Source organism: Saccharibacillus sp. O23 (genome assembly GCF_002205895.1).
Classification (GTDB): domain Bacteria; phylum Bacillota; class Bacilli; order Paenibacillales; family Paenibacillaceae; genus Saccharibacillus.
The window spans coordinates 1-24,109 of record NZ_NJDE01000011.1; the positions used below are offsets into that span (position 1 = coordinate 1).

The following is a 24,109-nucleotide window of genomic DNA, read 5'->3' on the forward strand; positions in this document are numbered from 1 at the left end:
CCGCGCCGAGAACGTCCGGCGCGCTCGGCTGCGCCTCGACGGCCGGCAGCTCGGCCGCCGGCAGGTCTCCGGCTTCGCCGAGCAGTTCCGCGAGCTTCGCTTCGCGCAGATCCAGCGCTTCGCGCACTTCGCGGCGGCGGCGCGCTTTGTCCGCGAGCGCGGAAGCCGCGGCCAGCCGGCCGTCCAGTTCGGCCAGCCGTTCCGCGTTCCGAGGTCCCCGGCTCTCGAGCAGCCGGTCGGCGAATTCGAGAGCCGCCCTGCGGAAGCGGCCGAGCGCGTCGGAGCGCAGGTCGCCGGTGAAATTCATGACGTATTCCGGCGACAGCCGGGCGTCGGGATTCAGCCGCCCGGACATCCAGCCGCGCTCGACGCGCGGCAGGGCCGATTCGAGCTTCGCTTCCCATTCGGCGTCCCAGATGCCGAGTTCCCGCCCGAACGCGCGCAGCCGTTCGCGCACGTGCACGTCCAATCCGGCTTCCACCCGCTCGGCGAAGTCGGCGGCCGCGGCTTCGAGCCGCCGCTCCCGCTCCTGTTCGGTCTTCTTCTTCGAGCCGAACAGCCCGCCTGCCCGGAAACCGGACGCCGAAGCTTCCAGATACGCCGCGACCAGATCGCGCAGCGACGCGGGCATGATCGGCGCGTTGTCCAGAATGCGGCCGATATCGTTCATCAGCCGGTCGCGCACGATCGAATTCTCGCCCGCCAATTCGCCGCGCTCCTGCTGAAGCGCTTGCAAGCTTGATTCGGCCGTGCCTTCCGTTTCTTCTTCCCGCTCGTCCATGAATGCCGCTTCGGAAGGACGAACTTCGCGTTCGCGGCTCAGATGGCGATCGATCAGATCCTGCGCGGCAAGCCTTACGCCGCGTTCCAATACGCCTTCGCGCTCGGCAAGCAGGCGTTCGATCAACGACACGAGCGTATGCCATCCGCTGAGCGGATGAGCCGGATGTTTGACCGACAGATACAAGATGCCCGCGGATTCGATCTGCCAATCGGAGAAAGTGCGCTCTACCGTCTCCCGGTAACCGGAGAACGGCAGCTCCGTTTCGCGGTGCTTATCCACCTGATTGACGATCAGATACAGCGGCTTGCCGAGGTCCGACAAGCTTTTGGCGAACGCCAGATTGGTCTCCGACTGTACATGATTGTAGTCCATCACGTAGAAGACCACGTCCGCCAAGTGCAGCGCCGCATCGGTCGCCGAAGCATGCGCCGCGTCGGTCGAATCGACGCCCGGCGTATCGAGGAACGCGCCTCCGCCTTGCAGCAGCGGAATATCGCCCCAGATCTCGACCGTCGCGTAAGCCTCGCCGTCTTTGCAATAGCGGGCGAGCGCTTCTTCCATTTGCTCAGGCGGCAGGGTCAGTTTGCGCTCCTGCACGTCGTCGGCCGATTCGGACTCCGCGATGCGATCCGCTCCGCTTGCCGGATGCAGCGTGATCTCGGCCCGGCGCTCCCCGCTGCGAATGATCGCGGCGTTCGCCGTCGTCGGAAGCGGGCCGGACGGAAGCAGAGGCTCTCCGCACAGCGCATTGATCAGGCTGGATTTGCCGGCCGAGAAATGGCCCAGAAAAGCGAGCGTCAGCTCGCGCTTGTCCCACTTGCGTTGCAGTTGGCCGATCTTGGCCGCCGTTTCGGGATCTTCATATGAAATTAGAGCGGCACGCAGCCGCTCTAATGTCTTGTGCAGATCCCCGGATTTCATTGTCGTGTCCGCCATATGCTCCTCCAGGTTCAGCGCCGTTTGATGTTCCGGTTAACGAAACTTAAACGGACGGGATGAAAATTTCGAAAATTTTGCCGTGCTGCAAAATCGTGATGTTGCGTTTCTTGTCGCGCATGACGACCACTTCCGGCTTAACGCGCATCTGTTCGATATATTCTTCCGGAATATCGGTGACCAACCCGACGGTCACGCCTTCGACTTCGGTATCTTCGTTTTCCGGGATGTCGCTTTCGAGTACCTGCTCGAAAATGTCCGAAAACTTTTCAAATTCGTTGGTGTAGACGGTCACGCATTTCATGTTTTCCATTCTGTCCATCCTCTTTTTCGTGTAATTTTCATGACGTTTCGTACGAGCGCAAGCCTCAACCCGATTTCCGAGCGCGGCGAACGGTCGACGTTTTCATGCGTTTTTTGCCTTCCTTGCAGACGTCCAGCAGCGGACAGACCTGACAATTCGGCGACTGCGCTTTGCAGTGGTAACGACCGAAGAAAATCAGGCGATGATGCGTAAGCGTCCATTCGTCTTTCGGCACTTTTTTCATCAACTTCTTTTCGACTTCCAGTACCGAATCTTCTTCCGCCGCGAGCCCCAGCCGCTTCGATACGCGTTCGACATGGGTATCGACCGCGATCGCCGGAACGTCGAACGCATTGGACACCACGACATTGGCCGTCTTGCGTCCCACGCCGGGCAGCTTGACCAGCTCGTCGTGCGCGCTCGGAATCTCGCCCCCGTATTGGTCGATCAACAGCAGGCAGAGATTCTGAATATGCTTCGCTTTATTGCGATACAATCCGATCCGGCGGATATCCTGTTCCAACTCTTCGCGCGAAACGGCCAGATAGTCGGCAGGCGAGCGGTATTTCTGGAACAGATCCTTCGTGACTTTATTGACCGTTACGTCCGTGCACTGCGCCGACAGCAGCACCGCGATCGTCAGCTCGAACGCGTTGCTGTAATCCAGCTCGCAGCGGGCGTCGGGATACATGCCGGCAATCGTATCGAGAATATGTCTGACCTTCGCGTTCGTCATGGCTCAACCCTTTTTCCTCGCCGCGCTTTTTCGGCACGGAAGCAAAGTTCGGCGTCAAAGACAAACCGGCCGGTACGAACGTTGACGTTCGCACCGAACCGGCTGTCCCCGGCGTCCGCCGGGCTGAAATCTATTGCTTCGCAAGCTCGTACACGACGTTATTATTCAGATACAATACGATCTTATCATCTCCGGCGAGCGATTGCACGCTGATATTCGCCGTTCCTTGATGAACCCAAGCGTCCGGCGACAATTTGAACGTGTTCGCTTCCGACGATCCCGGCGTGATCTTGACGTATACGGTCTGCGTGAACGCGTCGTATTTCCAGAACGTTTTGTTGAGCGCTTGGAATACCGTGAACGTCGTGCTTCCGTTCGGCTGAACGACCGCCTGCACGTGCTGTCCGGCGGACAGCGTCGACAGACCCGAGACGATCGTGCCGTTCTGATTGATCGTCAGCGGCTGAGTCGCTCCGGAGTAGGTGCGCGTAACGCCTGCGGACGTCAAGACGGTCACCGAGCGGGAGACCGGATCGACGCTCTGGATCGTGCCCATCACGCTGTCGGACAACCGTACTTTCGCCACGTCGGAGCCGTTGAACGTCACGTCGACCATGCTGCCGACCGTCAGGCCGGAGAACCCGATCTGCTGGCCTTGCGCGTTGACGATATTCGCGTTGTCCACGTAAGGCGCGCTTGCCGTTCCGTTCTGATCGAGACTCAAGCGGTTCGCGGAAGGCGTCGTTCCCGTCACGCGGAACTGCTGGGTCGTCTGCACGGCCACGGATTGCAGCGCTACGCGATCGGCATACAGCGAAGCGACGACGCGATCGCCGACTTTGACGTTGTTCAGCGTCGCGTTGGTCACGCCGTAGACTTGGACGACCGTTCCGGTCGTGCCGTAAGGCAGTTTGACGCTCGTTCCGTTATCGAGCTTCAGGCTCAGCAGCATCGAAGCACCGTTCACCTGCTCGACCGTGCCTTCGTATTTGTAGACCAAATCGAGCGACAGCAGGCGGCTGCCTACGGCCGTCAGGTTGACGCCGCGGCCTTGGCTTTTTACCAACAGCGTTTCGAGTTCTTTGAGACTCGGAGCGGCCGAATTGTACGTCAATTTCGTATTGGCATCCAAAATGAAAGCAAAAGGCTTGCCCGAAGAATCCGTTCCCGCCAACAGCTTGATCGTCGGATCGTAAGAACTGATCGTCGCGTTCGCCAATTGGGTCGCTTCCCGTTGTTTCACGGTAATGCGGGTCACTTCGCCGTTACCGTTCAGCGTCAATTCCACTTGGTCGCCCTGCGTCTTGTCGGCGATCAGGTCTTTGAACGACGCCGTTTTGCCGTCGATCATCACGATCGCGCCGTTTGCGATCAGTTTGACTTCGAGCGCTCCCGATGCCGTTTTGTAAGTCAGCGTCGAACCGTCGGCGGCCGTCTGGTACAGCGACGCCGTGATCGTGCGTTCCACGCTTTCGGTTACTTCGATGCTGCGAACGGCGTTATTTTCGATCGTATAACGCACTTTGCTGCCCGGCTTGAGGTCGGCCGAACCTAAGATCTCGTTCTGATAGCGGATAATCGAACCGGAATCCAGTCTATACTGCTCGCTCAGGCCCGTCGACGAAACGAACGTGACTGTGCCGTTTGCCGTATCGACCGCCGAGATCGTGCCCGTATCGGTCTTGCTGACGTTGCCCGACGTGATCTGCACGGTCAGGATTGCGCCGCTGCCGGAGTACGTTTCGCGCAGCAGCGATACCCGGCTGCCCGAACTGATCGTTTTCGGATCGATCTTGCTGCCGTTCTGATCGAGGAACACCGTCGCCGCGTCGTATTGATATTTCGGATAATCGTTCTCCGTCTTGAGCCACAACGTATCGGAACCGGTAATCCGGTCGAATTCGCCCGTGATCGTCTCCACTTGGGCTTTGGCGTCTACCGTCTCCACGTAAGCGGCCTGCTGGCCGGCTCCGGACGCCATGACTTTCGTATAGAGTTTCAGCGCCGAAGCCTGGGACTTCGTATCGGAATCGGCGGTGTAATACACCGTTCCGGCTCCGAGCGCATACGTCGTGCTCGTTCCGTTCGCGAACAGCGTCAACGAGTTGGCGGTCAAGCCCGTCACGATTCCGGTAGTCGTTCCCGCATATGTAGGCGTGATATAGCTTTCGGCGCGGCTGAAGAACGTCGCCATCTGCGCGCGCGTCACGGAACCGGCCGGGTTGAATTTGTTGTTCTCCACCCCTTGGGCGATCCCGAGCTTGACGGCCGTGCTGACATACCCGAGATTGCCGGAAGCGATATCCGAGTTGTCCGCGAACGAAGTCGAAGCCGACGACGCCAGCGCATCCGCTTCTTTGCCGATCGCGCGCACGAGGATCTTGGTCACCCATTCGCGGCTTGCCGGCTGCGTGCCCCACGCTTTGCCGTCTTTATCCGATTCTTCGCCGGACTTCAACAGTCCTTTGTCCAGCGCCAGATCGATATAAGGCTTGAAATAGTTGCCGGCGGTCAATCCTGTCGGAAGCACGGCCGAATCGATCGAGCCTAATTCTTTGTCCGCGCCGACGAAACGGATCGCCATCGTAACGGCTTCCTGACGGGTGATGTTATCGCCCGGTTTGAACTGTCCGTTCTGTCCCAAGACGATGCCCTGCGCCGCCAGCTTATAAATATGTTTTTCGGCCCAATAGCCGGATTTTACGTCGCTGAAACCGGCCGGGGCGGCCGCCGTTTTCACCGTCGGAGCCGCGGACGTCGCGCCTGTTTCCGCAGCCAAAGCGAATCCGCCTCCGCTTGCCCCCATGACCACGGCCAGTACGGCCGGAACCACTTTGCTGACTTTGCCCGATTTGCCGTTCGGACGACGGTTGGATTTGAACTGCTGCATGATCTTTTCCCCTTTCACTCTTGTGCCCGTGATTCAGCATCAAACATAACAATTCGCCGCTGGCGTTGTCTACTCCTGCCGGCGGCGAATGTATGAAAGAATCGTAACTTTTTTGATTTGGGTTCAGCTTGGCTTACCTTGATTTACACGCCCAAATATTCGAACAAGCCTTTCGCGATCGCTTCGGCCACGCGCTGTTGGAACGCGTCGTCTTTCAATTTCGCGGCGTCTCCCGAGTTGCTGACAAAGCCGACTTCGAGCAGCGCGGCCGGCATCGTCGTCTCGCGAATGACGTGGAAGTTGCCGTATTGGACTTTGCGGTCCGCGAGGCCGGTAGCGGCCAGCAGATACTTATGCAGCACGGTCGCCAGCGATTTGCTGTTGGCCCGCTGATAATACGACTCGGTTCCCGTAGCGGCCGCGGAGCCGCTGTTGTTATGAATCGAGACGAATACGTCCGCATTGACGTTCTGAGCCACGCGCACGCGTTCTTTCAATTCCAAGAACGTATCGTCGCTGCGCGTCATCACGACGTCCACTTTCGGATTTTTTTTCAACATGGCTTCGACTTTGAGCGCGATCCCCAAGTTGATGTCTTTCTCGCGGATGCTGTTGCCTACCGCGCCCGGATCATGGTCGCCGTGTCCGGCGTCGATCACGATCACTTTTTTGCCGTTGCCGCCCACGTTCGTATTCGGCGCGCTCGCTTTGTCCAGCGCTACGAATATCGAAGTGCCTTCGGTCGACAGCTTGTACGTGTTCGCGCTTTTCAGATCGATCACGACCTGAACGGTATTCGGATTGCTTTTCGGAACGAAATACCGAATCTGCGAGACGTTGTCGGCGTTGGCGGCCGAGATCGTTCCGACGTCGCCGACGGCCATTCCGCTGCCGATCGCCGGTCCGAAACCGGTATTCGACAACTCGAGCAGAATGCGATCCGGGCCGGCCAATACGGAATCTTTGACCGAGACCGTCTTATCCGTCGTGACCATCAGCCGGTTGTCGCTGAAGCTGATCGCCTGCAGCACCGCCGCGTTCGCGCCGGGCGTCGGAGTCGGCGTTACCGTACCGCCCGCGTTGCCCGACGTTCCGGGAACGGTCGTGCCGATCTGGCCGCCGGCCGGGTTGCCCGACGTGAACAGCGAGACCGTTTTGTCGCCGTTGTTCCATTTGACCTGCAAACCGAGCTGCGAGCTGACGAACCGCAGCGGAACGTACGTGGTTCCTTTTTGCGCCATGGCCGGTTGATTCAGCGGAACGAGCGCCCCGTTTATCGCGGCCGTTCCTTGGTTAATGGTGAGTACGACGGTATCCGGGCCGTTTACGATCGATACCTGTTGAGCCGACTGGCTCCAGTCGACCTTGTAACCCAACCCTTCGGACACCACCCGAATCGGTACCATCGTCGTCTGATTAACGGTCAGCACATCCGCATTAGCAAGCTCCTGGTTGTCCAACATTACCTTGGTTCCCGAGGAAGCCGCTTGTCCCGTATGCGGGAGCAAGAACATCAGCATCAGGACCGCCATCACTGTCGTTAATACATACTTTCTCATTATCCACCTCTAAATCTTCGCTTTTTTCGTCGGACTTCGCTCCGTCGACGCTTGCTCCCAAACGTCCGCCGAAGCGTTTCCGAACTATTGTCATCCCAACGGCTGCTCACGTTAGCTTAGACGCGAACTTTTTTCGAAAGTTGCGGCAGTTATTGCAAATTTGTTACCATTTCTTGTCTCAAGACTTCCAACTTCGCGGCTTCTCTTCTTTTACTATCGGCAGATTCGGCAGTCAAAACTTAGGTCTGGGGCGAAAAAACTCCGGATTTTTTTGCGTCTTCCTTCTGTTTCCGAATCTCTTTTCGTTCCGCGTCCGATTTGTCCGGTACGACACGCGTCGGCACGAATTCGCCCAACATCCCGTAAAACTGCCGAAACGCTTCGCCCAACTTCGCTCCGTACGGAATTCCGAAGTAGTGCCGGAACATGCCCGCTTCGACGATCAAAGAAGAAGCGTTCGCCGGTACGCGCAGCCGTTCGCGGCCTGCCCAAGTCTTGACGAACTCCAACTTCAGCAGAGCGAAGTCCGGCTTGGGTTCGTCGCGTTCGTACAGCCGGACCAGCACGATATACTCGAACTTTTCGTATGTAAACAAAAAAGAGTCGATGTCCGTTTTTCTTCTTTCCATATCTTTCTTCAAGACTTTCAAGTTTTCCAATGCCGCCATTTTCGCTGATGATCCCCTCCTTCGCAGCCTCTCTTTAGCATAATCGAAACCGGACTTTTTTTGAATGGTCTTCCCGATTATCGCAAAAACGCCGCTTATCCGATCGACGGACAAGCGGCGCTGCATGGAATCGTAAAAAGGAAAGCCGGCGGCGGAACGTTACACGTAGGCCCGCTCGGCGCGCTTGGCTTCGTACGCGGAGATCTCGTCTTCGTGCTGAAGCGTCAAGCCGATATCGTCGAGGCCTTGCAGCAGGAACTGGCGGCGGTGCTCGTCCAGATCGAAGTCGATCTTGAGACCGTAATCGTCCGTGAGCGTCTTCTCTTCGAGATTGACGTTCAGGCGGTACCCTTCATGCTGCGCGGTGCGGTCGAACAGATCTTGAACTTGCTCTTCCGACAGCTTGATCGGCAGGATGCCGTTCTTGAAGCAGTTGTTGTAGAAAATATCGGCGAACGACGGCGCGATGACGCAGCGGAATCCGTAGTCCATGATCGCCCACGGCGCGTGTTCGCGGGACGAACCGCAGCCGAAATTCGCGCGGGAAATCAGCACTTCGGCGCCTTGGTAGCGCGGCTTGTTCATCTCGAACGAAGGATTGACTTCGCCCGCTTCGTCGAAGCGCCACTCGAAGAACAGGAACTGGCCGAAACCGGTCCGCTCGATGCGTTTCAAGAATTGTTTGGGAATGATGGCGTCCGTATCGACATTGACCCGATCCACCGGGGCGACGAGCCCGTTTAATTGTTTGAATGCTTCCATATGTGAGTCCCTTCTTTCCGGAGATTGGTCAGATTACGGCTTCCGTCTTGAATGTCCAGTCGCGCACGTCCGTGAAATGCCCTTCGATCGCGGCTGCCGCGGCCATCGCCGGCGATACCAGATGCGTCCGTCCTCCGCGGCCTTGACGGCCTTCGAAGTTCCGGTTGGACGTGGAGGCGCAGCGTTGTCCCGGCTGCAGCACGTCCGGATTCATCGCGAGGCACATGCTGCATCCCGCTTCGCGCCATTCGAAGCCCGCTTCGCGGAAAACGACGTCCAGCCCTTCCTGCTCGGCTTGCAGCTTGACGCGTCCCGAACCCGGAACCACGATCGCGGTCACGGTTTCCGCCACTTTGTAGCCTTTGGCGATCGCTGCGGCGGCGCGCAGATCTTCGATCCGGCCGTTCGTGCAGGAACCGATGAACACGTAGTCGACCGGAATATCGGACATTTTGGTGCCCGGTACCAGATCCATGTATTCCAGCGCTTTTTCGGCGGCGCGGCGTTCGTTCTCCGTCTCGAAATCGGCCGGATTCGGCACGACCGAGTCGATATCCGTACCCATGCCCGGGCTGGTGCCCCAAGTCACTTGAGGGATCAGCGTATCGACGTCGAATTCGACGACGCGGTCGTACTCCGCGCCTTCGTCCGTAACGAGCTGTTTCCAATCGGCTACCGCCGCTTCGAACGCTTCGCCTTGCGGCGCGTACTGACGGCCCCGGATATGTTCGAACGTCGTTTCGTCCGGCGCGATCAGGCCCGCTCTCGCTCCGCCTTCGATCGACATGTTGCAGACGGTCATGCGTTCTTCCATCGTCAGGCTGCGAATCGCTTCGCCCGTATATTCCAATACGTATCCGGTCGCGAAGTCCGTGCCGTATTTGGCGATAACGCCGAGAATCATGTCTTTCGCGGTCACGCCCGGTTTACGAGTGCCGACGAAACGCACTTCCATCGTTTTGGATTTGGCCTGCTGGAGACACTGGGTCGCCAACACGTGTTCCACTTCGCTCGTGCCGATGCCGAACGACAGCGCGCCGAACGCGCCGTGCGTGGACGTATGGCTGTCGCCGCAGACGATCGTTTTGCCCGGATGGGTCAGGCCCAGCTCCGGTCCCATGACGTGAACCACGCCTTGATCGATCGTATCGAGGTCGAACAGCTTGACGCCGAAGTCTTTGCAGTTCTGCGACAGCGTATCGATCTGCTGTTTCGAAATCGGGTCTTTGATATTGAAGCGGTCCGTCGTCGGCACGTTATGGTCCATCGTGGCGAACGTGCGGTCCGGGCGGCGCACTTGGCGTCCGCTGAGGCGCAGTCCTTCGAACGCTTGAGGAGACGTGACTTCGTGCACCAGATGCAAATCGATATAGATGATGGCCGGCTTGCCTTCTTCTTGATGAATGACGTGATTGTCCCAAATCTTCTCGTACATGGTCTTTTTGCTCATCTTGTTCACCCCGCTGCTGGATTCGAACCGGCCGTACTCCGCATGTCGTTCGCGCCGGTTTTGTTATTGGGTTAAATATAACATGACGATGTCTCATTGTTCCAAGATATGATAACTATAATCTCGATAGGTTTTACCTATAGACAGATCCGCGAAAGACCCGCTACAATGAGAGCCGTACAAGCATACGACCAAGCTGACGAAGGAGAACGCCTCTTATGGAACTGAGACAGCTTCAATACGCGCTGATGATCGCGGCCGAACGCAATTTTTCCCGGGCCGCCGAGAAGCTGCATATCGCTCAACCTTCGCTGAGCCAGCAGCTCTCTAAGCTCGAGAAAGAACTCGGCGTGCTGCTGTTCCAGCGCAACACGAGCACCGTGGAATTGACCCACGCGGGCCGCGAATTCATGAAGCGCGCCCAGCGCATCGTCGACGAGATGGAGATTCTGCGCGTAGAGATGGAAGACATCTCGCAGCTTCGCAAAGGCCGCATCACCGTCGGCAGCATGCCGATCACCGGTTCCCATCTGCTGCCGCACGTGCTGCCCGCTTTCCGCGCGGGTTATTCCGGCATCGACGTGACGCTGGTCGAAGACACGTCGCATAATCTGGAACGTCTGACCGCCAGCGGCAAAACGGATATCAGCCTGCTGTCGCTCCCGCTGAGCGAACCCACGCTCGATTACGAGCCGATCGCCGACGAACCGATCGATCTCGCCGTGCCGCCGGGCCATCGCCTCGCGCTTCGGTTCGCCTCTTCCCCGCCGGAAGGCATCGATATGAAAGAACTGGAGAACGAACCGTTCATTATTCTCAAACAAGGACAAGGATTTCGGAAGATCGTGCTGGATCTCTGCCGCCAAGCGGGATTCGAACCGCAAGTCGTGTTCGAAAGCAGCAACATGGAGACGCTTCAATCGCTCGTGGCGGCCGGAATGGGCGTCACGCTCGTCCCCCGTTTCGTCGCCCGTTCCAAACGCAGCGAGCTGCTGCCGGTCTACCTGCCGCTCGCCGAACCGGTTCCGTACCGCACGCTCATTATCGCTTACCGCAAAGGACGCGCTTTGTCCCGGGCGGCGGAAGCGTTTATCGAGACGCTGCGCGGCACGATGCAAGGATTGGCGCGCCCGTAAACCGGCCGAGCAAAATCGCCCTTTTACAAACCCGGTGCTCCGTGCTATTCTAGGAAAAACCAAACGTTACGCCGCAATGACGGGGCCAGTAAGAGACAGAGCGCCTTCCAGAGAGTGAACTTCATTGCCGTTTGCGCAGCACCTTCGGTGTCTCATACGCAAACTGCGGCAGTTTGCGCAGCACCTTCGGTGTCTCATACGCAAACTGCGGGCTGAAAAAGTTCACGGCCGACCTTCTCCGAATCCTACCTCCGAGCGCTCCGGGCCGCAAACCCGGACGGTTCCCCTCCGTTAGCGGGGTCCGAGTCGGACGGCCTATGCCGTCAATCAAGGTGGTACCGCGGAAGCGCAAATCGAGCTTTCGTCCTTCGCACAGCCCATGCTGTGCCTGGACGGAAGCTTTTTGATCTGCGCGGACAGAAAGAAGGAGAATTTCATGCAAAAACGGATCGTAGTCAAAATCGGCAGCAGTTCGCTGACCGGAAGCCGGGGCGGGCTGAACCGAGAAGCGGTCGCTTACTTCGCCGGCGAACTCGCGGAATTGTACAAACGGGGGTATCATCCGTTGTTGGTGACCTCGGGAGCCGTCGCCGCCGGCTTCAGCGCGATCGGTTATGCCGAGCGGCCGAAGAAGCTGCACGAGAAACAGGCTTCCGCCGCCGTCGGGCAGGCGCTGCTCATGCGGGCTTATCAAGAAGCGCTGGCCGAACACGGACGGGTAGCCGGGCAGATCCTGCTGACGCGCACGGACTTCCACAGCCGCCAGCGGATCGGCAACGCGGTCATGACGCTCGAAGAGCTGCTCGAACGCAGCATCCTTCCGATCTTCAACGAAAACGATACGGTATCGGTCGACGAATTGAAATTCGGCGACAACGACACGCTGTCGGCGCTGGTCGCCAATCTGGTCAAAGCCGACCGCCTGATCATTCTGACGGATATGGACGGATTGTACAGCGCCGATCCCCGGCATGATCCGAACGCCGTCCGTTACGAGAAGATCGACGAGATCGACGAGAAGATCTATCGGATGGCCGGAGGCGCCGGCAGCGGCGTCGGCACGGGCGGCATGCGCTCGAAGCTCGACGCTGCCCGCATCGCCACGCGCGGCGGGGTTCCCGTCTTCATCGGACGGGCCAGCAAGATCGGCGATCTCGTCGCGGCCGCGGAAGGCGGCGGACGGGGAACGCGTTTCACGACCCGTCTCTCGTCCATGCCGGTCAAGAAGCAGTGGCTCGGCTACCTGTCGCGGCCGTTCGGCGCGCTTATCGTGGATGCAGGCGCGCAGCGCGCGCTCGCCGAAAACGGGCGCAGCCTGCTGCCGGTCGGCATCACCGGCGTGGAAGGCCAGTTCCATGCCGGCGACGTGGTGGAAGTCCGCGGTCCCGGCGGCGATATCGTCGGCCGGGGCGTCGTGAATTACGATATGGAAGATTTGCAGAAGGTGTGCGGTCTTCCGGGACCGCAGGTGCTCGAGAAGCTGAACGGCCTGCATCGTCTGGAAGCGATCCATCGCGACGAATGGATCTCGCTGCGATAAGAAGACCGCTTTCGCTTTCCGATGCCCGATCGCCTGATAAACAGATTTCCGAAGGAGGACTATACAATGAGCGAAACACGGTTGAATGATCGAATCGAAACGGCCGACGCGGCGCCGAGCGAAGTGCGCGCCAAAGCCGTGCTGGCCGGACAGGCCGCCCGCGGTATGGCTTCGAGCACGACCGAAGAGAAAAATGCCGCGCTGTTGGCGATGGCGGACGCGCTGAACGCGGAATCCGCTTCGCTGATCGAAGCGAACCGGGAAGATCTGGAACGCGGACGCGCCAACGGCACGAGCGAATCGCTGCTCGACCGTCTGATGCTGAATCCCGAGCGGATCGCTTCGATCGCGGACGCGCTGCGTCTGGTGGCGGATCTGCCGGACCCGACAGGCGAAGTCGTCGAGACGATCGAACGCCCTAACGGACTTCGCATCGAGAAAGTCAGCGTTCCGCTCGGCGTTATCGGGATCGTCTACGAAGCCCGTCCGAACGTGACCGTCGATGCGGCGGCGCTCTGCCTCAAGACCGGCAACGCCGTCGTGCTGCGCGGCGGATCGGCGGCGCTGTCCACCAACAAGCGCATCGCCGAAGTGCTGCGCGGCGCGTTGGCCGGAACGGCGCTTCCGCCCGACGCTTTGCAGGTGATCGAAGACGCTTCCCGTTCTTCCGTCGACGAGATGCTGAAGCTGAACGGCCTGCTCGACGTGATCATTCCGCGCGGCGGCCGCTCGCTGATCGACAACGTCGTTCGCAACGCGACCGTGCCGGTGATCGAGACCGGCGCGGGCGTGTGCCATACGTACGTCGACGCTTCCGCCGACGCGGCGATGGCGGAAGCGATCGCGCTGAACGCGAAAGTTCAGCGGCCTTCCGTCTGCAACTCGATGGAGACGCTTATTCTGCACGAGGCCTTCGCGAAGCGCGGACTGCGTGCGCTGGCGGACGCCCTGCTGGCAAGCGGCGTCGAGCTTCGCGGCGACGAACGCGCCCGCGCGCTCGTCGCGGAAGCGAAACTCGCGACCGAAGAAGATTACGGCACCGAATATAACGACTATATTCTCAATATCAAGATCGTGGACGGCTTGGACGAAGCGGCCGCGCATATCGCGAAGTTCGGTACCAAACATTCGGAGTGCATCGTCACCGAAGACGAGATCAACGCCGTCCGCTTCCTGAACGAAGTCGACGCGGCCGCCGTCTATCATAACGCTTCGACGCGTTTCACGGACGGCTTCGAATTCGGCTTCGGCGCGGAGATCGGCATCAGCACGCAGAAACTTCATGCGCGCGGTCCGATGGGACTGCCTGCGCTGACTTCGACCAAGTACCGCGTTTACGGCAGCGGCCAGATCCGAGGCTGATCGCTTCGCAAACGAACCGCATCGACCCGGCCGGGAAACGGCTTGCCGCCTCGGCCTTATTTTCTTCGAGAGGATGATCATCCGAATGACCCAAACCCGTATGTTGATCGAAGATCGAATCTGCTTCTTCGGCGCCGGTTCGATGGCCGAAGCCGTCGCCCGGGGCTTGATCGCCCGCGCCGTGATCGCGCCGAACCGCATTACCTTCCTGAACCGCAGCGACAAGGCGAGGCTCGAAGCCTTGACCGAACGTTACGGCACGGTCGGCACCAATGAAGCCGACGAGAAAGAAGAAGCGCTTCGCACTTCGCCGATCGTCATTCTGGCGATGAAACCCAAAGACGCCGCCGAAGCGCTGAATCAATTGGGCGCGCTGATCGGCCCCGATACGATGGTCGTGTCCATGATCGCCGGCTTGTCGATCGCCACGCTGCGCAGCCTGCTCGGCCGTGCCGAACAACCCGTCGTGCGCACGATGCCCAACACGTCGAGTTCGATCGGTCTGGGCGTGACCGGCATCAGCTATTCGGAAGGATTGTCCGACGAACAGCGCCGCACCGCTCGCGTCTTGTTCGAGGCGGTCGGCCTCGTCGTCGAAACGGACGAACACAAGATCGATAACCTGACGGGCATCTCCGGCAGCGGGCCCGCGTATGTCTATTACATGATGGAAGCGCTGATGGAAGCGGCGAAGATCGGCGGTTTGACCGACGAGCAGGCTCGCGAGATGACGATTCAGACCGTGCTCGGCGCCGCTCAGATGGTGCGAGAGACCGGCGAAGAACCGGCCGAACTGCGGCGCAAAGTCACTTCGCCGAACGGAGCGACGCAAGCCGCGATCGAGAAGCTGGACGAGAGCGATTTCTACGGCGCGGTCGTCCGCGCCGCGCAGCGCTGCTCCGAACGTTCCGCCGAAATGGGACGCGAACTCGAAGACAAGCTGCCGAAATCCGGCCAAGCTTGATCGTATTTCGAACCGGTCTCGCGGAGCGCGATTCCGACGACCCGAGTCGCAAACGCAAAAACCGTCTTTGCCTGAAGCGAACAGCTTCAGCAAAGACGGTTTTTTTGTGCAACGGCTGCGGCGGCTTCCTTATCCCGTTTTCATGTATTCGCTACCCGCAGCCTTTCTCGGACGACCTATTCGATTTTTGATGCTTTCGAATCTTTCAGCAGCTTGAAGCCTCCGCCGATCAGCAGCAGCGCGACAATCGCGTTGCGCGTATACGGTTTGATCTCTACCCATATGCTCCAAGATCCTATTCTCGTTCCGGGCATGACTATCGTATTGAACACGTAATACAGGCCCAACAAAACGAGTACGACTCCTACCCACGTCCGATTCGCTTCGAAGTTTGCGATCAGCGGCCTATCCTGCAAAGCTTCGCTTCCGTAGCGCCCGACCTGTTGAAGCGCATCGAAGAACGAATAGAACCAGATCAGAGGAACCAAGAACAAGAACAGTGACATACCGAGCACGTCAAGCACGTAAATACTGCCGAAAAAGAAAATCATGAATTGCGATCCGCGCTTCATCAAGCCCAGATACATATGGGAAGCGCCCGGTACGATCGCCAGCAGCAGCCCCATCGTCCGGCTTTTCCCGCTGCCTTCGCGTCCGATGTCCCATTTCTCGATCAGCGAGAAATCGCGCAGAGGCTCGCCGCGGCGTTTGCGTTCCGCCAGCAGCACCGCGTCGAACATCCCGTAGATCCAGATGACCGGAAGCACGCCGAGGAATAGCAGGAACGTTTCTTCTCCCGTGAATCCGGTGATGAACAACAGCACCGTAGCCAAGCCGAAGAACGCGGCCAAGAACGAGATGCCCCGAAGCATCAATCCCATATACAGATGGCCGAGGCCCGGTACGAAACTGAGCAGGATGGTGAAAAAGCGCTGCGAGTCCGAGAAATATTCCGGTTCGCGCAGCATATGTCCTTGACCGATCGGCGGCGGATACGGCGGGTAGCCCGACAGATCGTCGGCGCCGAATTCCATATGCGGCGGCAGGTCTTCTCCGATTCCCATGCTTTCGGCGCTGCGCGGCGAAGGACCGCCCGCGTAATCGTAATAACCTTGTGCTTGAGTTTCGCGCATACGGCGGCTCTGCGCGTAATACGCTTCCCGCATCTGCTGCTCTTCTTGTTTGGTCGGGCCGCGCATGACCGCGCCGACCAGATCGAACATGCTGACGCACCAGATGAAGAACGCCAAGCCCGAGCAGATCAGGATCGACTCGTTATCGTAGGAATCGATCGCCACCAGAAGACCGATTCCGAAAATTCCGCTCGCCGACAGAAAATAAAGGAAACTGCGCACTCTTCTTCCCCAATACAAATGGCCCAGGCCGGGCACCACGTTCAGCAGCAGCGCCGCAAATTTACTTCGTTGTCGATTCATGTTCGTTTTCTCCTTTCGCCTTAACCCCGCCGAACCAGGACGACGCACCTTCCGCCAGCTTCTGGCTGTACGAAACTTTGCCCGCTTCGTCCGCGGCGCGCTGCGCTTGTTCGCCGAGCCGGTCGAACGTGCCCGAGAAGGTCAGCAGCAGCGCGGCGGCGGCGGCTACCGCATACAAAACGATCGGTTCGGTCCATTTGCGGCCTAACCGTCCGCTCTTGGCCGAAGGTTCGTCCGGAAGCGCGGCCATCACCCGCTCGCTGAAGCCGTCCGCATCGGTTAACGCCGGCAGATCCCCGCCCACGTTGCCGAGCGCGGCCATGTAATAATCGAACGCCAGCTCGTCGCCTTCGCCCAGCAGACGCTCCAATCTTTGCCTCGCCGGCTCGGGAAGCGTGCCCCGGACGTAATCCGTCCATTCTTTCGGTCCGATCCGTTCGATGTCGCTCATCGCCACTCCTCCTCGCGCCAGTGCTGCCGAATCCACATTCGGGCCCGGTACAATTTCGATTCGACGGTCTTGACCGTAACGTGCATTTCCGCCGAGATTTCTTCGTAGTTTTTGCCTTGAAAATAAAAAGCTTCGATCACGTCGCGATGCCCCTGCGGCATCTCCGCCATCCGCCTTTTGATCTCGTCCGACTGTTCTTCGCGCAGCATTCGGGCCAGCGGCGCTTCGTCGCCCGAAGCGACTTTGAGCAGCGCGGGCTCCGAATCGTACAGATCTTCGCGACGCCGGTTCTGCTTGCGTTTGAAATCGATCGCTTTGTTGAGCGCGATCCGCGAGATCCACGTCTTGAAACCTTGGGAACGGTAATCGGGGAGCGATTTATGAAGCTGGATAAACACTTCCTGCGCGGCGTCTTCGGCATCCTTCTCGCTGCGCAGTACCGAGAAGGCAATCCGGAATACATGCTGCCTGTACGCATCGACGAGTTCGCGAAAAGCGTCGCGTTCGCCGCGCAAAATGCGTCTGATCAATTCCTGTTCGTCAATCTTGCTCCCCCCCTTTCCCGTCCGTATAGACGCCTCTTTTCGATTGACCCCTGCAGCTTTGCCGAAAAAAATAATCAAACGCGGATTCCGCCGCCTTCATTGTACACAAACCGACCGCCGCAAATCGCGAAAGACGCAAAAAAGACCGAAAACCGCATCTGCGATCTTCGGTCTTGCGAGGCATCGGACAACCTTGACGATCTTATTTGCCGGATACCGATTTGTACCAATCGTTGACTTCTTTCGTCACTTGATCCCCGCCGTTGGCTTTCCAACTGGCGACGAATTCGTCGAACGCGTCGATCGGCAGCTGGCCGTAGATGATCTTGTTGAACGTCTCCATTTCCGATTGACGGAGCAGGTTCCATTTCGAGACCATTGCCGGCGTCGCGGCGCCCGTAAAGTAGTTCTGTTTACGAATATCGTGCTGAGACATGACGACTTTAGCCGCGTACCAGTTTTCCGGCTTGCGGAACTCGGCCATCTGATTTTCGTAAGGCGTGCTCGGCTTTTCTCCGTCCGCCAGTTTGACCAGCGTCTTCATGTACAGATCCGGAATACGCGCCGGACCGGTCAGGAACGGGAATTCGTTGGAGAAATTCGGAATCTTGTCTTTGTCGCTGGTCGGTTTGCCGTCGACGATATCCCAGTCGTACCCTTTGGCGAAGCCGTATTCGTACGGGCTGCCCGCTTTGGGATTCGCCAGATTGTCCAGCAGATAGTTATAGTACAGGAAAATGGCTTCCGGATGCGCGGCGTCTTTGTTGATCATGATGCTGGCGTTGACACCGGAATTTTGCCATTTGGTTCCGATCTTGCCGTCCGGTCCGGCCGGTACCGGATACGCTTTGTACTTCGAGCCCGGTACGGCTTTGAGCAGGTCGGGAGCCGGCCAATCCGGTACCCAGTTCGCGCCCGGCAGGATGCCCGCGGTCCCTTTGGTCCAGCTCTCCGCCGATTTGGACTCGTCCCACAGCGCGGAGTCGGCGTGAATGTAGCCTTTGTCCATCCATTCTTGAAGCTTGGCGAGCGCCTGCTTCGCGCCCGGATTGATCGAACCGTACTCCAGATTGCCGTCCGCGTCTTTGTTCCACTGCTCTTCGATCGTGCCGTACGCGCCGAACAGCCAATCGAGCGAACCCATCCACGTATTGGTGTTGTTTTTGAGCGAGATCGCCAGCGGGAACACTTTATCCGGCGACAAGCCGTCCGGGTTCTGGTTTTTGAACTTGTCCATGATATTTTCCAGATCGGCGATCGTTTTCGGCGCTTCGAGATTCAGTTTCTCCATCCAATCTTCGCGCAGCCACAGCAGCGTATCGTCGTTATCCGTATATTCGAGGATCGGCATATTGTACTTTTTGCCGTCTTTCGTGAACGGGTACCAGAGTTCCGGATGTTCGGCCGCGTGATCTTTGAGAATCTGATTGGCGTATTTGTCGAACAGCTCGTCGATCGGCATAAACTGTCCGGATTCGATCAATTGGTTCGTCAATACGGGGTTGGTCGGCACCGGAACGAAATCGGGCAGCTTTTCCCCCGAAGCGACGGCCAATTGAAGTTTCTGTTTGTACTGATCGTCGTTCGCCGGGTACCATGTATCCTTATGTTTCATGCCCAGCGTTTCCAGCATCCAGCGGTCATGGACGTTGTTTTCTTTGGTATCGCCCTGAACGTATTTCTTCGGCATCAGCACGGTGCTGAATTCGATCGGCGGATCGTATTTGCCGGCGGCGAACGCCGCTTCGGCCGCGGACGATCCGACCTCCGCGCTTTTCGCGCCGTCCCCTTTGTCTCCCGAACCTCCTCCGCAGGCGGTAACGGTAATCAAACTGGCTGCCGCAAGAATCTTCCAAGCGTTACGGAACTTTTTCATGGCTTGACCCCCTCCGTTGACTGTGTGACCTCTTTCTTACACCGTTACTGTACCAACATTCTTCGGAGGGCATCTATATGAGTTTGTTAGGCGAGATAGGACTTTGTCAGGTTATTTGTTCCCGTCCCGATATTCCTGCGGCGTCATGCCGAAGTGCCTTTTGAACACTTTGATAAAATACGCCGGGTCCATATAGCCGATCTCCAAGCCGACTTCGTACACTTTTTTGTCCGTCGATTTGAGCTTCTGGCAGGCTCTCTCCATCCGCAGATTGGATACGTAATCGCTGATGCCTTCGCCCGTCTCGATCTTGTAGATCTTGGACAGATGGGTCGGATGCAGATTGACGTGATCGGCCAACGCGCGCAGCGAGACGTCCAGATGCAGATTTTTGTCGGCGAAAGCCTGCACTTTGCGCACGTACGACGAACGCGTATCGCGCACCTCGTTCGACGTGCCTTCCCGCAGCCGACGCAGCGCTTCGATCGACCAATGCCGAAGCTTCGCGATCGAAGCAAAAGCTTCGCCGCGCTGAAGCGGTTCGATGCCGTCGCCGAGCAGGCTTGCCAACGTATGCCCGCCCCGATGCGCCAGATTGGTATACGCCGCGGCGATCGCGAACCCGGCTTCCATGCAGTGTTCCCAAGATCCCGACCAATGTTCGTCCAATTCGTCGCAGACGGCGTTCAGCTTCTCCTCCGCTTCTTCCCAACGTCCGGCTTCGAGCAGCGTGCCCAGCGCGGGCGAGAGATACAGCGAACGCAGCGCTCCTTGCCGGGCCGGTTCCGCCGAATCGCTCAGACGCATCACGAACTCCCGCTCGTCGCCTACGATCTGCCGGAAATACGCGATGCCTCTGCGGAATACGTCGGGCAGTTCTTCCGGAAACCGGAACGGTTCGGTCATCACGATCGACAGCGAGCCTTTGAGGAACTGCTTGACCTTGGCTTGAAGCTGAATCGCCAGTTTCTCCAGCAGAATCTCGCGGTTCGACGGCGCATGAATCTTGAATTGCAGCAGAAAAGCCAGATAGCCGTGTTCTTCCTTAACGCCCCAGACTTCCATGAATTCGCCCATGACTTCTTCGGCCATGTTGATGATCGCGTATTCGATCAACGGCTGTCCGTTATTGCGGTAACGCCCGAATTCTTCTTCCATCCGGACGAGCATCAACGCGCAGGTTCCCACTTCGAAAGGCAGGCCGTAATTATCGAGGCGGCGCGTCCATTCTTCGGCGGACATCCGCTGCCCGTCCAGCGCGTCGAGCAGCAGGCGGCCTCTTAACAGCGGCAGATTTTCCCGCAGCGTGTAATTGGTCCGTTCCAACGAACCGACCATCGCCCACTCCGCGTTCAACTGTTCGATCGCCGAACCGACCGCGCCCAGAAGCTCTTCGTCGGTCGGCGGCTTGAGCAGATAATCGACCGCGCTGTGGCGAATCGCCTGCTTGGCATATTCGAAGTCCGAATGCCCGGACAGCATCACGCATTTGATCTTGCGGTCTTTGGCGCGAATCTTCTCGATCAATTCGATTCCGCTCATCTCGGGCATCAGAATATCGGAGATCACGATATCGATCGGATGGTTGTCGATCAGTTCCAGCGCTTCGCGCGCGGAATAGGCTTTGTGTACTTGTTCGATCCCGAGCGTATGCCACGGTTTGTTCATCGACAGATTGTCAACCCAGTGGATCTCGTCGTCCACGATCAGAAGCTGCATGGTCATTCTCTCCTTCTTGATTGTCGCTTCGTCAATTCGTCGCCGGCTTCATCGTCGATATGACGGGTCGCGAATCGCTTTCCGGCTCGGCTTCGATCTCCCAGAAGATCTCCGTGCGGAATCCTCCGGACGGAGACGGACCGAACCGCAGTCCCGAACGGCTGCCGAATTGGTGGGCGATGCGCTGATGCGTATTCCACAGCCCGCAGCCCATTTCTTCTTGCAGTTCCTCGGTCATTTTCAGATTGAGCGCCTCGTACTGCTCCGGCGCAAGGCCCGGTCCGTCGTCGTCGATCACGATGAGGCATGAGCCTTCTTTCGTTTCTCCGACGATCGCGATCTCGCCCGCCGCATACGATTTGGCGACGCCGTGAATCACCGCGTTCTCGACGATCGGCTGAAGCATCAACCGCGGAATCTCGCGCGTCAGCATCTCTTCCGGAATATCGATCCGGTAATGAATCCGGCCGTTGCGCAGCTTCTGGATATCCAGATAATTGACGAGCAATTTGACTTCTTCGCGCAGCGGAGCGATTTCTTTCTCCATGCGCGTCGTATACCGGTAATACGCGCTCAGATTGAAGGCCATCGAGACAACGGCTTCTTCTTCTTTCATCTGGGCCATATTGATGATGTAGCCGAGGCAGTTATACAGGAAATGCGGATTGATCTGCGCTTGAAGCTGCTTGAGCGTCGCTTCCCGGGCCCGGATCTTCTCGTTGAACACATTTTCGATCAATTCCTGAATCCGCTGCGACATCTCGTTGAAACGTTCGAACACGAACGAAAATTCGTTGCGGCTTCGGCTGTGCAGACGTACGGAATAATCGCCGCTCTGCATGCGCAGCAGCCCGTTCATCAGTTTGCGGATCGGGCGCTGCACGTTGCGGTACAGCAGCAGCGAAGCCGAGACGCCGAGCACGAAGAGCAGCGCGATCGACAGATAAAACAAATTGCGGCTGAACGCGATCGGTCCTAATACTTTGCCGAGCGGCACCACGTCGATCAGTTGGCCGTCGAGATAAGAAGAACCGACCGAGCTGACCAGATAATCTTGCCCTTGAAGCTCGACGACCCGCTGACCCGTGCGTTCGAGCGGATGTTCGTCCAAATCGCGCACTAACGCCTCCGTCAAAGCCGGGTCCGCGCTTCGGTTCAGGATCGGTTTGTCGCCCTTATGGTAATAGAACGGATCGCCTTGACCGCCCGCCTTGTAAGTATCCAGCATATTGCGGATATTGTCCGAACTGAAGCTCGCTTCGATCACCGCGCTGCTGCCCGTGAGCATCCCGGGACGACCCAGCGAATCGGTGTAGAACCAATAGAACGACGAAGGTTCGCCGTTCTCCTCGTCTCCGACGCTCCCGTCGCCGTAATTCCATTTGCCGGTCATGTTCCGTTTCAGATAAGCTTCGTCGTATTCGCTGGCGCGCGGATAATTGGCGATCACTTCGCGGTTCTGCTGAGAATGAAGCGCGTAACGCGCGGGCCAAATGTCGGTCACGCCGGATTGCAGGATCATTTTCTCCCGTACCGCGTAGCGGATCTGCATGCGGTCGTACCGGTCTCCCCACAGATTGAGTCCGTTAAAGTCCTGCACGTTCGGATCGCGGGAGAACGCCAAGCTGAAATCCATCATCTGACTGATTCGCGAATCGATCTGCCCGGACAAGAACGCCAATTGGCGCGCGCTCGACGTCTGAAGTTCGCGGCTGACCACATGAAAAGTCACGTCGTTGGAATACGTATACGCCAGCACGATCGGCAGAAACAAGATCGCGATCAAACTGTTCATCTTCGTAAACAAACTGAACCGGCCCCGGGTCTTCCCCTGTATTCCGGCCGTTTCGACTGTCGGCTGCATCCGCATGCGCGTCCTCCTCCGGATCGCGGCCTAGAGCGCTTACAAGCCCTAAGAAAAACCTATCGATCCTAAGATTGTTATATATCGGCCCCGAACGGGCCTTGATACTATTTATATATAACAGAGAAGTTAGAGAGACACCACACACATTCGGAACGGGGGAGCGTTATGGAAGCGAATATAAGCGAACGGAGAGCAGAGAAAACGGCGGAACGCGGCCGCAGAAAAAGAGGCGGCAAACAACCTCTGATCCTGCATCTCATGGTGCTTCCGGCAGCGGTACTGGTCTTTATTTTCTCGTACATTCCGATGAGCGGAATTATCATGGCGTTCCAAGATTACAAGCCGGCGCTCGGGTTCGCCGAATCGCCGTGGGTCGGACTGAAACATTTCGAATACATGTGGCAGAACGATTATTTCCTCAAGATTACGGGCAACACCTTATTCTTCGCCTGCACGAAGATCGTCATGAACTTGATCGTGCCGTTCGTCTTCGCGCTGCTGCTGAACGAAGTAAGGCTCATGGCGCTGAAGCGTTCGATCCAGACGCTGGTCTATCTGCCGCACTTCTTGTCTTGGGTGACGCTGTCCGGCATCCTGATCGACATGCTGGCGCAGACCGGATTGATCAATCAGTTCCTTGTCTTCTTGTTCGGCATCAAACCGATCTTCTTCCTCGGCGACGGCGGCTGGTTCCGTTTCACGATCATCTTCAGCGACGTGTGGAAAGAATTCGGCTTCAATACGATCATCTTCCTCGCGGCGTTGTCCGGCATTAATCCGGCACTCTACGAAGCGGCGGAAGTCGACGGCGCGACGCGCTGGAAGCAGACGATCCATCTGACGATTCCTTCGCTGCTGCCGATCACGATCGTCATCGCCACGCTTGCGCTCGGCAACGTGCTGAACGCCAACTTCGACCAGATCTTCAACTTGTACAGCCCGCTGATCTACCAGCAGGGCGATATTATTGACACGTTCGTCTACCGGGAAGGCCTGCTCAGTGGGCAATTCAGTTTCGCTACGGCCGTCAATTTGTTCAAATCGTTTATCAGCTTGATCTTGATCGCCGTCTCGTACCGCTTGGCTTACCGGTTCGCCGGATACCGCATCTTCTAGAAAGGAGG

Annotated in this window: 19 protein-coding genes; 5 read left to right on the plus strand and 14 right to left on the minus strand. The window is 58.0% G+C overall.

What is annotated here, in order from left to right; genetic code table 11:
* The 8 genes from CDO73_RS15780 to leuC all read right to left on the minus strand — a co-directional run.
* Positions 1 to 1,720: dynamin family protein (locus CDO73_RS15780; protein ID WP_179218721.1), on the minus strand; the 1,720-nt coding region annotated here is incomplete at its 3' end.
* A gap of 46 nt (positions 1,721 to 1,766) precedes the next feature.
* Complete coding sequence (locus tag CDO73_RS15785; protein ID WP_088489592.1) at positions 1,767 to 2,024, minus strand: NAD/NADP transhydrogenase alpha subunit; 258 nt, start codon at positions 2,022 to 2,024, stop codon at positions 1,767 to 1,769.
* A gap of 64 nt (positions 2,025 to 2,088) precedes the next feature.
* Complete coding sequence (nth, locus tag CDO73_RS15790; RefSeq protein ID WP_088489496.1) at positions 2,089 to 2,760, minus strand: endonuclease III; 672 nt, start codon at positions 2,758 to 2,760, stop codon at positions 2,089 to 2,091.
* Between the two features lie 130 nt (positions 2,761 to 2,890).
* Entirely contained in the window at positions 2,891 to 5,650 is a 2,760-nt protein-coding gene (locus tag CDO73_RS15795) for an S-layer homology domain-containing protein (RefSeq protein ID WP_088489497.1), read from the minus strand.
* A 143-nt stretch (positions 5,651 to 5,793) separates the two neighbouring features.
* A complete protein-coding gene (locus CDO73_RS15800) occupies positions 5,794 to 7,209 on the minus strand; it encodes an N-acetylmuramoyl-L-alanine amidase (protein ID WP_088489498.1) in 1,416 nt (471 codons plus the stop codon).
* Positions 7,210 to 7,448: 239 nt separating this feature from the next.
* The gene (locus CDO73_RS15805; RefSeq protein WP_088489499.1) at positions 7,449 to 7,877 is read right to left on the minus strand and encodes a DUF6037 family protein; all 429 of its coding nucleotides are present in this window, start codon (positions 7,875 to 7,877) and stop codon (positions 7,449 to 7,451) included.
* 159 nt (positions 7,878 to 8,036) lie between these two features.
* Positions 8,037 to 8,639, minus strand: a complete 603-nt coding sequence (gene leuD, locus CDO73_RS15810; protein WP_088489500.1) for a 3-isopropylmalate dehydratase small subunit — start codon at positions 8,637 to 8,639, stop codon at positions 8,037 to 8,039.
* A gap of 28 nt (positions 8,640 to 8,667) precedes the next feature.
* Positions 8,668 to 10,089, minus strand: a complete 1,422-nt coding sequence (gene leuC / locus CDO73_RS15815) for a 3-isopropylmalate dehydratase large subunit (protein ID WP_088489501.1) — start codon at positions 10,087 to 10,089, stop codon at positions 8,668 to 8,670.
* A 218-nt stretch (positions 10,090 to 10,307) separates the two neighbouring features.
* On the opposite strand from leuC, the gene CDO73_RS15820 reads away from it, so the two are divergent.
* The 4 genes from CDO73_RS15820 (at position 10,308) to proC (ending at position 15,091) form a co-directional block, all read left to right on the plus strand.
* On the plus strand, positions 10,308 to 11,225 hold the full coding sequence (locus tag CDO73_RS15820; RefSeq protein WP_088489502.1) for a LysR family transcriptional regulator: 918 nt from the start codon (positions 10,308 to 10,310) through the stop codon (positions 11,223 to 11,225).
* Between the two features lie 436 nt (positions 11,226 to 11,661).
* On the plus strand, positions 11,662 to 12,765 hold the full coding sequence (proB, locus tag CDO73_RS15825) for a glutamate 5-kinase (protein WP_256972717.1): 1,104 nt from the start codon (positions 11,662 to 11,664) through the stop codon (positions 12,763 to 12,765).
* Positions 12,766 to 12,831: 66 nt separating this feature from the next.
* On the plus strand, positions 12,832 to 14,127 hold the full coding sequence (locus tag CDO73_RS15830) for a glutamate-5-semialdehyde dehydrogenase (protein WP_088489504.1): 1,296 nt from the start codon (positions 12,832 to 12,834) through the stop codon (positions 14,125 to 14,127).
* Positions 14,128 to 14,212: 85 nt separating this feature from the next.
* Positions 14,213 to 15,091, plus strand: a complete 879-nt coding sequence (gene proC / locus CDO73_RS15835) for a pyrroline-5-carboxylate reductase (protein ID WP_088489505.1) — start codon at positions 14,213 to 14,215, stop codon at positions 15,089 to 15,091.
* Positions 15,092 to 15,267: 176 nt separating this feature from the next.
* Here proC and CDO73_RS15840 read toward each other — a convergent pair whose 3' ends face one another.
* The 6 genes from CDO73_RS15840 to CDO73_RS15865 form a co-directional block, all read right to left on the minus strand.
* Complete coding sequence (locus tag CDO73_RS15840; protein ID WP_088489506.1) at positions 15,268 to 16,527, minus strand: DUF6677 family protein; 1,260 nt, start codon at positions 16,525 to 16,527, stop codon at positions 15,268 to 15,270.
* Positions 16,508 to 16,978 carry a hypothetical protein gene (locus tag CDO73_RS15845; protein WP_088489507.1) on the minus strand — a complete coding sequence of 157 codons (471 nt, stop codon included), beginning with the start codon at positions 16,976 to 16,978 and terminating at the stop codon, positions 16,508 to 16,510. Before CDO73_RS15845 ends, CDO73_RS15840 begins: the two co-directional genes overlap by 20 nt.
* On the minus strand, positions 16,975 to 17,508 hold the full coding sequence (locus tag CDO73_RS15850; RefSeq protein WP_088489508.1) for an RNA polymerase sigma factor: 534 nt from the start codon (positions 17,506 to 17,508) through the stop codon (positions 16,975 to 16,977). The genes CDO73_RS15845 and CDO73_RS15850 overlap by 4 nt, the downstream gene beginning before the upstream one ends.
* A gap of 217 nt (positions 17,509 to 17,725) precedes the next feature.
* Entirely contained in the window at positions 17,726 to 19,399 is a 1,674-nt protein-coding gene (locus CDO73_RS15855) for a type 2 periplasmic-binding domain-containing protein (RefSeq protein WP_088489509.1), read from the minus strand.
* A gap of 111 nt (positions 19,400 to 19,510) precedes the next feature.
* Positions 19,511 to 21,118, minus strand: a complete 1,608-nt coding sequence (locus CDO73_RS15860; RefSeq protein WP_088489510.1) for a response regulator — start codon at positions 21,116 to 21,118, stop codon at positions 19,511 to 19,513.
* 31 nt (positions 21,119 to 21,149) lie between these two features.
* A complete protein-coding gene (locus CDO73_RS15865) occupies positions 21,150 to 22,982 on the minus strand; it encodes a sensor histidine kinase (protein ID WP_256972718.1) in 1,833 nt (610 codons plus the stop codon).
* 261 nt (positions 22,983 to 23,243) lie between these two features.
* Here CDO73_RS15865 and CDO73_RS15870 point away from each other — a divergent pair, with 261 nt between their 5' ends.
* Positions 23,244 to 24,101, plus strand: a complete 858-nt coding sequence (locus CDO73_RS15870; RefSeq protein ID WP_256972722.1) for an ABC transporter permease — start codon at positions 23,244 to 23,246, stop codon at positions 24,099 to 24,101.
* The last annotated feature ends 8 nt before the right edge of the window (positions 24,102 to 24,109 follow it).

What these genes read in the sequence shown, in the direction of transcription:
- CDO73_RS15785 (WP_088489592.1), bottom strand. Translation starts at nt 2,024, where the DNA reads ATGAAATGCGTGACCGTCTACACCAACGAATTTGAAAAGTTTTCGGAC.
- nth (WP_088489496.1), bottom strand. Translation starts at nt 2,760, where the DNA reads ATGACGAACGCGAAGGTCAGACATATTCTCGATACGATTGCCGGCATG.
- CDO73_RS15795 (WP_088489497.1), bottom strand. Translation starts at nt 5,650, where the DNA reads ATGCAGCAGTTCAAATCCAACCGTCGTCCGAACGGCAAATCGGGCAAA.
- CDO73_RS15800 (WP_088489498.1), bottom strand. Translation starts at nt 7,209, where the DNA reads ATGAGAAAGTATGTATTAACGACAGTGATGGCGGTCCTGATGCTGATG.
- CDO73_RS15805 (WP_088489499.1), bottom strand. Translation starts at nt 7,877, where the DNA reads ATGGCGGCATTGGAAAACTTGAAAGTCTTGAAGAAAGATATGGAAAGA.
- leuD (WP_088489500.1), bottom strand. Translation starts at nt 8,639, where the DNA reads ATGGAAGCATTCAAACAATTAAACGGGCTCGTCGCCCCGGTGGATCGG.
- leuC (WP_088489501.1), bottom strand. Translation starts at nt 10,089, where the DNA reads ATGAGCAAAAAGACCATGTACGAGAAGATTTGGGACAATCACGTCATT.
- CDO73_RS15820 (WP_088489502.1), top strand. Translation starts at nt 10,308, where the DNA reads ATGGAACTGAGACAGCTTCAATACGCGCTGATGATCGCGGCCGAACGC.
- proB (WP_256972717.1), top strand. Translation starts at nt 11,662, where the DNA reads ATGCAAAAACGGATCGTAGTCAAAATCGGCAGCAGTTCGCTGACCGGA.
- CDO73_RS15830 (WP_088489504.1), top strand. Translation starts at nt 12,832, where the DNA reads ATGAGCGAAACACGGTTGAATGATCGAATCGAAACGGCCGACGCGGCG.
- proC (WP_088489505.1), top strand. Translation starts at nt 14,213, where the DNA reads ATGACCCAAACCCGTATGTTGATCGAAGATCGAATCTGCTTCTTCGGC.
- CDO73_RS15840 (WP_088489506.1), bottom strand. Translation starts at nt 16,527, where the DNA reads ATGAATCGACAACGAAGTAAATTTGCGGCGCTGCTGCTGAACGTGGTG.
- CDO73_RS15845 (WP_088489507.1), bottom strand. Translation starts at nt 16,978, where the DNA reads ATGAGCGACATCGAACGGATCGGACCGAAAGAATGGACGGATTACGTC.
- CDO73_RS15855 (WP_088489509.1), bottom strand. Translation starts at nt 19,399, where the DNA reads ATGAAAAAGTTCCGTAACGCTTGGAAGATTCTTGCGGCAGCCAGTTTG.
- CDO73_RS15860 (WP_088489510.1), bottom strand. Translation starts at nt 21,118, where the DNA reads ATGCAGCTTCTGATCGTGGACGACGAGATCCACTGGGTTGACAATCTG.
- CDO73_RS15865 (WP_256972718.1), bottom strand. Translation starts at nt 22,982, where the DNA reads ATGCAGCCGACAGTCGAAACGGCCGGAATACAGGGGAAGACCCGGGGC.
- CDO73_RS15870 (WP_256972722.1), top strand. Translation starts at nt 23,244, where the DNA reads ATGGTGCTTCCGGCAGCGGTACTGGTCTTTATTTTCTCGTACATTCCG.